At 56.1% G+C, this 11916-nt stretch carries 1 protein-coding gene; it reads right to left on the bottom strand.

The features are described 5' to 3' along the window. Nucleotides 1-10419, bottom strand: a 10419-nt coding sequence (locus ACO2Q8_RS26835) for an SdrD B-like domain-containing protein (RefSeq protein WP_423347979.1), incomplete at its 3' end; no start/stop codon positions are given. Between the last annotated feature and the right edge of the window lie 1497 nt (nucleotides 10420-11916).

Raw genomic sequence — 11916 nt, 5'->3', positions numbered from 1 at the left:
CACCGTACAACTCGCCGGACTGACGAGTTCCTGACGCTTGGTCTCGCAACCCGACAGACCCGCCAGCACCGTCACATTCGTGCCCACAGCGGCCGTGATCACTCCGTTACTGAAGCTCGTCGCTCCCAAAACCGTCAGACTCGCGCCCCCGCTCACCGTCACACTGGCGATGTAGGTCACCCCGTCCACACACACACCCTGGCCTACACTCAGTGCAATGCTGTTACATTCCCGGGTCGTCGGACAACTCACGGGACCCGTTACGATCTCCCGCGTCACCCCGCAGCCGTTGCTGGCCACCACCGTCACACTCGTGCCCAGCGTGATGTCCGTAATTCTATTCGTCGTCAGGTTGAGCACTCCGGCAGTGGCCGTCACACTCGAGCCTGCACTCGTCGAGAAACCAACACTATACGTCCCCGTGGCCGTGTCACACACCGGACCCGTTACCGTCAGGGCCGGTACTACACAACAATCGGGCGCTTCCAGGGGAGCCTGACCGGTGGCTACACAGCCGTTATCATCGGTCACGGTCAGACTGTACGCCCCCGTGGCTACGGCCAGCAAACTGCTGCTCGTCATGCCATTGCTCCATAAATACCGGTACGGTGATGTACCACCCACGATGCTCGTCATTACAATATCGCCCGTCGTACTACCGCACACCAACGTACTCGGCGATAATTCCACCGACAGACCCGCTGGCTGTGTGACCGATACCGCCGTGCTTGATACACACCCGTTGGCATCGGTGACGTCCACGGTGTAGGTACCCGCCACCAGATTGTCAATGCTGCTGGTGGTCATGCCGTTGCTCCACAAGTAGGTATAAGTCGGAGTTCCCCCCGTCACTACCACACTGGCTATACCCGTTGCACCTCCACCACACTGAACCGCCGTCACACTGGCTGTGATGCTCGGTCCCCCTATGTCGTTGATCGTCTCACTATCCGCTACCCAGCACCCGTTGGCATCCGTTACTGTCACACTGTACACACCCGCCACCTGGTTATTTAGACTGTTGGTCGTCGCTCCTGTATTCCACAAGTACCGGTAGCCGCTGCTGCCGCTGGCGGTCACACTCACACTGCCTGTGGCCTGACCACAAGCGGAGTTCGTGCTGGCCACCACCGCTGTCAGACTGCCCGGACTCGTGCCGATGGTCACCTCTTCGATATCGATACAGCCTTTGTTGTCGGTGACCGTCACACTGTATATGCCAGCGACTACCCCACTCAGGGTCGTACCCGTCGCGCCCGTGCTCCATACATAGCGCAACACGCCGTCTCCGCCCGTGGCTGTCACACTGGCCACCCCGTCAGCCGCCAGACAGGTCGCCGAACCACTTGACACCACTGTCAACTGGGGCCCTTCCACGTTGCTGATGGCGACTACCGTGCTGCTCTGGCAACCGGCGGCATCCGTTACTACGACGGTGTAACTATTGGCTAACAGCCCCGTTACGCGACTGCCCGTGCTGCCGTTGCTCCACAGATAGGTATAATTACCCGCCGGACTGGCCGTCACGGTTATTTCCCCATTGGCCTGGCCACAATTGGCATTCGTTGCTATTATACTCAAAACGGGTGCCCCTGTACCCGTGGTCACCGAGACCACCTGACTGGCCGTACAGCCGTTGGCATCACTAACCACCACCGTGTAGCTACCCGCCAGCAGGCTCGTCAGGTTACCCACTTCTCCTCCGGCACCAAAAACTCTGGCTGTCAGATTCGGCGGATTCAGATTATCAACCGTCAGACTGCCCGGCTGACCACATTCTCCATTCGTTACCGACACGTTAAATACCAGACCCTGGGGCTGGGTCAAACTCACCACGGTACTGCTGATACACCCCGTGGCCGAAACCGCCCGGACTTCGTAATCCCCGGAGCTAACCGTGTAGCTGTTTCCACTTTGTAACTGGGCTCCGCCCAATGCATATAAACTGTAGGTCACGCCCACTACCGGGTTGACCACACTGATCACACCCAGATCCTCTGAACACAAGGGCTGTAGCGTCGTCACCGCCAAGGCAGGACCGCCCGTCACCGGTACGGTCACACTCGTCGTCGAAATGCCGCAGGTTACGTTACCCGCTACTGACACGCTCACCGCATAGCTGCCACCCGCCAGACCATTGAAAGTTGCATTCGTACCCGTCACTACTGTGGACTGGCTACCCACTGTTACACTGTAGCTGCTCACGCCCGCCAACGCCGTCCAGGTGACCGTCACACTGCCATCCACACCCGTACATGAAGCCGGTGTGGCCACCGCTACCGGTTGCAGACTTACTGCCCCCGCTGGCTCGATGACAAAATCTTCGGTCGAGGTACACCCACTGGCATCCCTGACCGTCACACTGTACTGACCTGCTGCCAGACCCGTCAGACTCACCGCACCCGTGGCACTCACGACACTACCCGTGCTTGCCCCTGCGTAGCTCACCGTGAACGACGGTGCGCCCGTGATTTGCAAAGTAGCCGTACCATTGTTCACGGCACAACCACTCGGGGTAGTCGAGGCTACCACGATCGAGGCACTGCCCACGTCGCTCAGTGAGGTCACCGCACTGTAGGAGCAGACCACCGACCCGTTGGTCAGCGTCAGACTTACACTGTAGCTGCCCGCAGGCAGACCCGTGGCAAGCGTCGTGTTGGTGGCTACCACACTACCCGTCGTCAGGTTGCGCCAAACGATCGTCTGGGTCGTACCGGGCGAAACCGTACCCGACAAGATTGCCGTGATCGTACCGTTGGACTGACCACACTGCGGGTTGACGCCCGCCAGGTCGATTGTCCGTTCCTCACAGCAATCCACCGGCAAATCCAGCGTAGTACTACCCGTAACGGTACAACCCACGGCATCGGTGACCGTCAGACTGTAAGGACCGGCTTGCACCGCCAGCAAGCTACCGCTCGTACTGCCATTGCTCCACGTATACCGGTGCGGCCCGATCCCCCCCTGGCTGCTCACCAGCACGATATCGCCCGTCGTACTGCCACAGGCTATCACACTGGGTGACAGCCTAATATCCAATGGCTCCGGTTCCGTAACGACGACCGTATCGACGCCCACACATCCGGTGACATCGCGCACCCATACCGTGTATTCACCGGCCGCCAGGCTCGAGACGCTGGTCGTCGTGGCTCCCGTGCTCCACAGGTAGCTCAGCACACCCGTGCCCCCCGTCGCCGTCACACTCGCCATCCCCGTCGAACCACCGCTGCACAACACCGCTGTCGCATTGGCTATCACCTGCGGCCCGGTTGCATCCTCGACTGTCACACTGCCGTTGACCGAACAGCCATTGCCATCGACCACCGTCACACTGTATACGCCAGCTACCAGCGTATTCAGATTGCTTGTCGTCACTCCTGTATTCCACAAATACCGGTAGCCGCTGCTGCCGCTGGCGGTCACACTCACCGTCCCCGTGGCCTGACCACAGGTTGAAGGGGTGCTGGCGACCACCATTGTCAGACTGCCCGGACTCCGGTCAATCGTCACTTCTTCAATATCGATACAGCCTTTGCCGTCCGTCACCGTCACACTGTATACGCCGGCGACTACCCCACTCAGGGTCGCGCCCGTCGCGCCCGTGTTCCATACGTAGCGCAACGCCCCGTCTCCGCCCGTGGCCGTCACACTGGCCACTCCGTCAGCCGCCAGACAGGTCGCCGAACCACTCGACACCACTGTCAACTGGGGCCCTTCCACATTGCTGACGTCCACCACCAGGCTGCTGCTGCAACCCACGGCATCGCTTACTGTGACCGTGTAACTTCCGGCCAACAGACCCGTTACGTGGCTACCCGTGCTGCCGTTGCTCCACAGGTAGGTGTAGTCCGGTGTACCGCCATTGGCCGTGACCGTGGCTTCGCCATTCGCCTGACCGCAGTTGGCGTTGAAAACAATTTTGTCCAGCGTGAAATCCTGGCAACAAATGGTTACCGTTACCGGTTGGGTCGTTACCGCCGATGCGCTACAGCCATTGGCGTTCGTTACTACGACAGAATAGCTGCCGCTATGGGTTTGCAAGGCATTGCTGATGGTTACGATAGCACCCGTTCCCACGAAACCATTGGGGCCACTCCAGGTATAGGTATAGCTGCCGACGGGACTGGTCGCTGCGGTCAGGACCAGACTACCGCCCACGCAAACGGTCTGGCTACTTGCCAAAGCGGTCACACTCGGTGGCGCGTTAACCGTTACCGTTGTTGAACCAACTCCCGTACAGCCATTGCCGCCCGTAATGGTTACCGAATAAATACCGGCATCGGTTAGTTGAGCATTCAGAATCGAAACCGTTGGAACCGTGGTCACCGTCGAGAAATTCGGTCCACGCCAGGCATAACTGGTACCGCCCGCCGTTGTGTTCAAGGTTACGGTTTCACCGACGCAAACCGTCGATGGGGTTGCGGCCACGGTGGGCGTTGCACCAACCGTTACAGTAGTGGAAGCCCAGGCCGTACAACCGGCCGGGTCGGTTACCGTCACAGTGTAACTGCCACTGCTGGTCGCTACCGTCGTTGTGGTTTGTCCGGAGCCGGTGAAACCGTCTGGCCCACTCCACGCAAAGGTCAAGCCCGTGCTGCTGGTCGGAACCGTCGCACTCAGGCTGATGGTCTGACCCACACAGACGATGGCCGGTGTAGCAGACGCCGTTACGGTCAGGTTTGATCCGGTGGTCAGGACCTGTACTTTACTGAACTGGCAACCCCGGCTATCGCCCACCGTTACCGTGTAGCTTCCAGCCATCAATCCAGTCGCTACCGAACTGGAGACCACACCAGTGGGACCGGCAATCGTATAAGAATACGGCGTCGTACCGCCCGAAGGTTGCACAACCATCAGACCGCCCAAAGAAAGACAAGTCGGTTGGGTTGGCTGGATATTGAAATCAAACCCATTCGGCTGATTCACTGTAATAGTCGTTTGGGATGTACAAGAGGTTGAGGTGGTTTTGGTAATTAAATACGTACCGCCCTGAACCGTAAATGTAATGGGAGTATCACCTGGCGTACGACCAATCTCTGTAGCCGTTCCTGATATGGTCACGACATATTCATCCGTTGATAGGCCATTGCCTGCAAATTGCAGAGCACCGGTATTATCCGGACACAACGCGTCCGTTTTGGTCCAGCCTGCTACCGGCGTACTGCCTGTTTCGTTGATCAGCACGTTTTCTCTGCGAACTACGCAGCCGTTGCCATCCGTCACTTCCACAGTATAAATCCCGGCGGGTAAACCCGCTCTGGTAAACGTCGGTTGTGTACTGGTCCCTTCGATGTATCCATTGATTCGGTATACGTAACCCGGTACTCCACCCGAAACGGTGATCTTCAAATTACCGTCCTGGGCACCACAGGCACTCACGTTCTTGGGTACGACTGTCAGGTTAAACCCATTCGGAGTTCGGGTCGGCACAATCACATCCACCACGGATTTACAACTCGTGATGGCATCCGTTACTGTGAACACATAGCTACCCGCTTTTAGATTTGGGACATTAAACGGACCGGGATTTGGAGCCGGTAAGCTCCCTGTCGTGGGTCCAGTATACGCAATGGTAAATGGCCCACCCGTCTGGCCCGGAGCCGGTTGAATATTCAATACCACGGAACCATTGGCGGAGGTACAACTGGCACCTGTGGTCGTAATCGGCGTAGCAATCGGCCCACCAACGTCGTTGACGTTGACAGTATCCACGTACATACAACCCGCATAGATCGTGTTATCCAGGGCAATCGTAGCCGTTACGGCATATACGCCGGAAGTCAGGGCGGTAGCGGTCTGCCCGTTTTGGCCGTTGCTCCAGAGGTACGTGACAACGCCACCGGCGGGCACATTCAATAAAGTCGCTTCGGCTGAACCGATGACTTCCCCGCATTTGTTGTCGGTCACAACTTTATTGAACGCCAACGGAGGACATTTCTGCTGGCAGGGCGGTACCGTTACCAGAGCGCCATCGTTGGCCGGACAACCCCGGCTGTCGGTTACATCAATCTTATAATCACCTCCGGCCAGGTTACTGAACGCGGTACCCGTACCCGCTACGACAGCACCCGTGGTCAGTTTAGTTAGCTGTACGTTATAATTCGGCGTCCCGCCGTTGATCTGAATAATCGACAAAGAGCCATCACCGTTACCCGTACCACCCGGTCCGCAGCTTTCCGGCGTGTACTGGATATTGAAGTCCATGCCGTTCGGTCCGGCAACCGTGAAACTCTGGATCGAGGTACAGACATTGCTGCCAATCGTCTCGGTTCTTTCGATGTAGTAAACACCCTTGGGGACATCTACCGTATTTGGGGCATCGCCCTGAACGGTCGCTACCACTGTACCGCCCGCACCCACTAGTACGCGATAGGTCACACTGGCGGCCTGACCACCCGCAAAGACAAGCGTCCCGTTGTCCGTCGGACAGGTGGCGCTTTGCGAAGTCCATCCCGTGACGGCTGGAGCGCCTGTTTCGCCAACGATAACGGTTCGTTCGGCCGTACAACCATTGGTCGCCGAAGCCGCCACGGTATAAATACCAGCCGGAAGATTCGTGATCGGGAATGATCCTGCCGTAGCCGACGTATAAACTGCTCCATTCACCGTGAAGACATAGCTGGCGGTCGGCGTCACCGTCAGGTTGATCTGACCATCCTGCGCTCCGCAGCTCGTTGCCAATACCGGTGTTGCGGTCAGGTTCAGCACTCCGCTCGAAGAAACCGGAATGGTCACATCCTGGGTGCTTTTACAGGTTGAACCCGTGCTCACCAGCGTGAAGATATAATTACCCGCAGCCAGACCCGAGATGGTCCGCGCAAAACCGGGAGTTGTATTCGGAATGGAAACGGAACTGGTTGTCGGCCCTGTCCACGATAGGACATAAGGACCGTCACCACTCACGATGCTGAACGATACGGAACCTGTTGATCCGGCACAGCTTGAGGGATTGATGGTCCGTTTTTCAAAAACCGGACCGCCGATGTCGTTGACATTGACTGTTTTCTCGTAAACGCAACCCGTAAAAGTCCCCGTCAGAATGGTAGCGGTTACCGAGTAAACGCCCGATGAAAGTCCGTTAGCGTTGATACCGGAGTAGCCATTGCTCCACAGGTAATCCACTTCATCTTCAGTAAATTCACCCAATTGGGCCACAGCCCGGCCGTCGGACGTACCGCAATTCGGATCCACTACGTGGGTGCTGATCTGGTAATCCGGACAGATTTGCGTACAGTTCGGGACCGTCACGAACAGGCTTTCCGAGCCGGAGCACCCGTTGGCATCGTAAATCTGAACTTTATAGACGCCCGCAGCGAGGTTTTCATAGATGCCCACCGACGTTGCCGTCATCACCTGATTCTGGGCGTTGGTTACCGTAGTCGAATGGGGTTCCGTACCGCCCCGGATCTGAATGACCGAGATCGTCCCGTCGGTGTTGGCAACGCCACCCGGTGCACAGGTTACTTTGGTATATTGAACGTTAAACTGCAAGCCCGCCGGAACCGTAATGGTTAGAATGGTCGATGAGGTACAACTTGTCGAGACGGGTAACTGGGTAATGGCATAGCTTCCGCCCGCCAAGGTCAGTGAGGTGGGATTCGCGCCATTGATACCGGTTTGCACTACGGCACCGGAGGTCACTTCACGAACCTCGAAGCTAGTCGTCGGTTGTCCACCGGCAAAAACCAGCATGCCTTTGTCGGTCGGACAGTTCGGGTTAACGGCGGTCCAGCCCGTGACTGGCGTCGCACCGGTTTCCTGAATAGTCACCGGCTGGTTGGCCGCCGTACAGCCCAGCGAAGAGCTGACCCCAACGGTGTAAACGCCCGCCTTCAGGTTGGAAATGGTGAAGCTGGTCAGGGAAGAAACCCCTACTTCGATGCCGTTGAGTGAATACGAGTACGGTCCTGTCACGCCAACCGCTGGTGTAACGGTGACGACGATATTCCCCGTAAAAGTACCACAGGCCGTTGCATTGGTTGGAGTGGCCGTCAGGCTGATCTGATCACTGTCGTCTTTCGGAATATTGATGGAAAGATGCGACGAGCAGGTCGTATTTGTGGACGTGCTGGTAATGATAAATTCATAGGCTCCCGCTGGCAAATTGGGAATGGTATTTACACCGATCTGCGCGTTATTTTGGCTACCCATAGCCGCACCACTCCATTGAATCAGGAACGGCCCCGGATCCGTGGGCGTAGCCGGGGTAATATCGATGGACACCGCCCCGTTAGCGCCCCGGCAATCAGCCGCCGTTATCAGGTTGACCTCGGCTTTCGGGCCACCGATGTCGTTGACCTGAACGGTATCGATCACGGTGCAGACACCCGTAGTGATCGAAATAGTTGCCGTTACACTGTAAATACCGGCTGCCAATCCGGTAACCCGTGGTCCGGTGCTGCCATTGCTCCAAGCAAAACCGGTTGTTGCGCCCGTCGGTAGCCCTCCGATGATTAACGAAGCAATGCCGTCGCTGTTGCCGCAGGTGGCATCGATTACCGTTGAGCTGATCGGATAATTACACGCCAATGGCGTACAATTCCGCACGATAATCACTGCCTGGGATTGACCACCGGGGCAAGCAACCGTACTATCCGCCGTATAGACCACCGTAAATGAGCCTACTCCGGAATCGATCCCGCTAAAGACCGTGCCGGTCATCGAACCGCTAAGCGCCGAGAACGAACCTCCCGCTGGGAATAAAGTAGCCAGATCGATGGTTTCGTTGTTACAGATTGAAACCAGTTTATCCTCGCCGACTGTCGACGGCGTTTCGATCGTGATATCTACCACATTGGTCGCCGTACAGCTTTGGCCGTTGGTCACCTCGGTAGCCACCACCGTATAGCTTCCGGCATGGGCCGTCGTCGCATTCGGGATCGAAACAGTTGCCTGGTCGGATGTAAAGCTGTTCGGGCCCGTCCACCGGTACGTTACGTTGGCAAGCGTCTGCGCATCGACCGCTTCAGCGGTGAGTTCCAGATCCGAGCCGGTACAGAGGGTGGTGCTGGCAATCAGGACATTGACACCCAGATCACAGCAGGGCCGGATGGTCAGGACTTTACAGGTAGGCGGTGTCGTGCCGCAGGTGGTGCTGTTGCACACCACGCAGATGTCGTAAGACCCCAGACCGCCGTTGGCATTCAGGGCATCCAGATCGACTTCGATGCTGTTGGTTCCCTGTCCTGCCACGATGGCGGAAGAAAAATCGGCTCCACCCTGTTTGGTAATCACCCAGTTGTAACTGGTTGCTCCCGGTACAGGGGCCACCGTATAGACCCGCGTCCCCGTCGCATTGGTATTGCAGAGGCAGTCCGGGTCGTCTGAATCGGTCAGACCGTCCCCGTCGTTGTCGATGCCATCGTCGCAAATTTCCTGACAGGTGTTGACCGTCACCGGCGTTGCCGCCGAGTTGGAGCAGCCTGCGGCATTGGTCACCATGACCGTATAGGTGAAACTCACACCCGGTGTAATCGTGATACTCGCGGTTTGCGCGCCGGTATTCCACTGATACGTCGTTAGCCCAACCCCAGTCGCATTCAGGGTCGTGGTCTGGCCGTTGCACACCGTTGTCACCCCCGTAATGGTGACGTCCGGTTTGGCATTGATAAGGACTTGCGTCGTTCCCGTTCCGGAACAGCCCGCTGCGCTGGTGACCACCACGGTGTAAGTTCCAGCAGCCGACAGCGTCACGTTCTGAATCACCGGCGCTTTGGCGGTGCTGCTGAACCCATTGGGTCCCGTCCACAAATACATGGCGGCATTGTCGCCGGAGGCATTCAGGAAGAGCGTCTGGCCTTCACAAACCGGACTGGTCGAGGCCGCAGCCGCCTGCTCCGTCACCACCACGTCGGTCGTACCGGTGGCCGTACAACCGGTGTTCCCCGTGACGGTCAGCGTATACGACCCGGTGTGAGCCGTTGTGGCATTCGGGATGCTGACGAGTTGCCCGGTCGCTGTAAAGCCGTTCGGCCCCGTCCAGGAGTATATACTCCCCGAACCGGAACCCGATAGCGTAAGGGTTTGACCAGCGCAGACCGGTGAATTGTTGTTCACCTGAGCACGACAGGGCGCGTGGCCAAAATCCTGATCAGTGAGATTAGCGGCCAATACCGTTACCGAACGCGTTCGGGGCGTGGTGCTTAGATCATAACTGGCGGGCTGGGTAAACGTGACCGGCGGGCAGGTGCTGCCCGGATTGGCAACGGTTTCGTAAATCGTATAAGCTCCGCTGTTGGGCATCAGGCCGGGGAAGCAGTAGCTCCCATCGGCAGCGGTTTGGGTTGTGGCGATACACTGTCCGGCGGCATTCTGCAACACCAGGTAAGCCCCCGCCAATCCGGGATCGGCGTTGTTCTGATCGTTACCGTTGTAGTTGAGGTCATTGAAAACGCGACCCGCGACCTGGACCAGCGTCACTTCGCTCGTCAGATTGGTAGCAGCATACGCCCAGTTATCGATGTAACGCGAATTACCCCATGTACCTGGATTTGCAAAGGCAATTGCTGTACTTGAACAACCGCCCCAACCATGCACTCCCCCACTGCTATTGATTCCCGCTCGTCCATCTTTGTTTGGCGTAATCGAACAATGGTTAACACCACTTGAATTGGAATTACTCAGGTTGGTGTCATTCCAGTATAGAATTGTATTATTTGCCGTGGGACCATTAGTTCGCGTGAAAGTCAGTCCTGCCAAAGCTTCAACATCAGCCAGGGTCAAGTGTATTTCGCCGACCTTGTCAATCAAAATACGTGCTTTCAATGTCCCGGATGTGCAATTAATCGGTAAACCTGTTCCATCGTTCCCATCAAAAGAAACAGTATTGGCCCCCGCTGTGACACTGATCGGTTGACTGACATCAATCGCATCAGCATAATCACCATCTCCATTGGCATCTACCTGTAATGTAGCATTTCCGGCATAATCATTGACATTGAAAAAGAATGTTCCGGCTACAGGATTTCCGGAAGCGGCTTTAACAAAGGTCAACGCTCCAATGCCCGGATTGACAAGGGTTGGATTCAACCATTCCGTTTCCTGAGTATTGGTTGTATAATTAAAGCGAGGAGCCGAGACGGGCAGATTAGGATCTATTGGATTGAAAAATAATTTATATACTTCGCCACAGGCAGCATAATTTGTTGTTGTTCCTCCGGTTGGATCAACAGCACCAGGGCCGTAGTAAGGATAGTTAAAACCAACCGGTGGCAATGAGCCTGTTTCTCCAAAACCGCGGCTACGATATAACGATGTACAGGAAGTTGATGAACGGATACCAAATTTATCCATTACGAATTCAGCAACAGCTCCATGATACCCTTGAAACCCGACGGTATATTTATAGCCAAATTCACTAATAGCGTAAACCGAAAAGCTAGGTCGGTTAAAATAATCTCCATCTGATATTAATGAATATTTCTCCTGAAAAACGCGCCCTTTGGTTTGCACATTGGTAACGGCATCTCGGATTGCAATGGACCACGTCACATTCGTGTTTGCTGCTGTCGTTGAATTATTGGTGGTCAGACGGAATGTATAAATTCCAGTTGTTGGTGCAATAAATGGACTTGAACATTGGGTTCCAACTGCTGCAGCCCCGGTTATAGCAGTACACTGAGACAACAATCCAGTTGGCGAGTAAACTCGCACAGTAACATTAGCCCCTCCAGCAACCGGATCACTTTCTTTTTCAAAGAAATAACTAATGCGTTCTCCCTGTATGGCGTATACATATATGTCCTGTGATCCTATAAGTGTCGCGTACTTTACAGGCGAAATCTCCGGTGTCCCTTCCGCTCGAACATTATTTGCTTGCACCAGCAAATTTAACAACAACAAAGGATATAGCCACCAGCGGTGGGTCCGTTGGGCCCGTTCCGGCTGGTTTGTGCCACAGTCATCGACCGTCTGTTG

This window comes from Larkinella sp. VNQ87, assembly GCF_049445795.1.
Taxonomy (GTDB): domain Bacteria; phylum Bacteroidota; class Bacteroidia; order Cytophagales; family Spirosomataceae; genus Larkinella.
This window is presented reverse-complemented; position numbering and strand designations above follow the sequence as displayed.